This window comes from Rufibacter latericius, assembly GCF_003721515.1.
GTDB classification, from domain to species: domain Bacteria; phylum Bacteroidota; class Bacteroidia; order Cytophagales; family Hymenobacteraceae; genus Nibribacter; species Nibribacter latericius.
The window spans coordinates 1-1,652 of the sequence record NZ_RJJD01000020.1 but is presented as its reverse complement, the minus strand read 5'-3'; the positions used below and the strand labels follow the sequence as shown (position 1 = coordinate 1,652).

At 51.1% G+C, this 1,652-nt stretch carries 1 protein-coding gene; it reads left to right on the top strand.

What is annotated here, in order from left to right; all coding sequences use genetic code 11:
• A partial coding sequence (locus EFB08_RS23620) for a hypothetical protein (protein ID WP_165864975.1) occupies window positions 1–1,109 on the top strand: 1,109 nt, incomplete at its 5' end.
• Window positions 1,110–1,652 lie beyond the last annotated feature (543 nt).

Sequence of the window (1,652 nt, the reverse complement as noted above, 5' to 3'; positions counted from 1 at the left end):
CCGGGGCCGGGCTGCTGTGGTTCTCCTACTCGGCCGTCTTCGTGCTGGCCGGGGTGGGGGCGGCCGTGGGCCTGCGGGCGCTGCGGCGTGGGGGCCTGCGCGCCCTGCTGGGGTACGCCCCGGCCTTCGGCCTGTGGCTGGCCTCCTTCGCCGCCGTCTACGCCCTCTTCCTGGGCCGCTACCAGGACTCGGCCTGGCTCACCGTCTTCTTCGAGAAGTACTGCCAGGCCTATCTCCCCATTTCCTTTTCCCCGGGCACGTTATTCAAGTGGTTTTTCGAAAAGGCGAATGAAATCGTGAAAAATCCCTTGGGCCAGACTTTCAGGTTTGCGGTGGCTTCTCCGGCACCCTTTATTTTGTTGCGCTTTTTCCCCTTGCTGCTTTTAGGCGGCGGAATTGCCCTAATGTTGAAGAAAGACTTCTTTAAATTCAGTGTTCTGTTCTTTCCGGTGCTGCTGACCTTAATTGCCTCGGGGCTAAAGTTCTATCCGTTTTATGAGCGGCTGGTGCTTTTCTTGGCCCCCATGTTCCTTTTGTTTATAGCCTACTGTGCGCAGGAAATCATTTCCTTTTTCTCTGAAAGGTCTTCTTTGAAACTGATGGTGGTGGCATTGCTCATTGCCCCGCCAGCTTATAACGGGATAAGGGAAATCTATAATCCAGATTACTTCCTCAACAAAGAGAAAGGCCGGGAGGCGCTCCTATTCATCAATGATCGGGCTAAAGAAGGTGATGTAGTGTATGTCTATTGGAACATGTGGCATGTCTATTCCTATTACAAGGAGGCCTATGGCCTGAAATTCACCGCGGTGGAAGGGAAGGACTTGAAAACTGCCTCTGCTAACGAAGCAGAGTACCTGAAGAACCTTTCCCCTGCTTTTCACCAATTCCAGGGGAACCAGCGGCTGTGGTATTTATATGACTCTTATCTACGAATCAATATTGGAGGTTTTGTAGAACAACCTGCCTGGTATTTCGACAAAAACTATCTTCCAGGCCAAACTCCGGATTACGCTTTTTCTAGGTTCGGGAAAAAGAAGGAAGAAAAGTTCTCGGAGAAAGATGCAGCAGTATCTCTGTATGAACTCACCCCAGGAAAGACCTTTTAACAGGTGCACTTTAACTCAAAGGTTACTCCCGGTAGTACAGAGAATCCTGTTGTTAAATGTTTCTGACCTGAAAGAATTAACAATAGGGTAGTATGTGTCCAGAATCCAGAACCAGGGGCATTAACCCGGTCTTGAATAGTCATGGTCTGTTTAGTTGCTAATGGTGCATTTTGGGCGAAGGCAGGACAAGCCTTAACAAATCTGCCAATTAAAATTCAGGATATAATCAGGGGATTCCCTCGTTTGCACGAACTGCTTTGAAGGCGAATTCTGGAAAAGCCTTCAAAAACAATCGGGGGTTAATATCTGTCTGGAACGGTTTTTTGGGGATTTGTTTGATGCCCTTTAAGGAAAGAATTTAGCTATAATTGTCTTCACCCACATGTCTTCACTTCTTACCGAAGAGTCAAATAATGTACCTGTAGCCCCAGTTCTGCCGGGGGGCGAGGCCGTGGCGGCCCCGCGGCGGTGGGGCTCGGCGCGCTGGGCGGGGCGGCTGACGGCCCTGGCCCTGGCGGCGGGGGCGGCCCTGCGGCTCTTCCA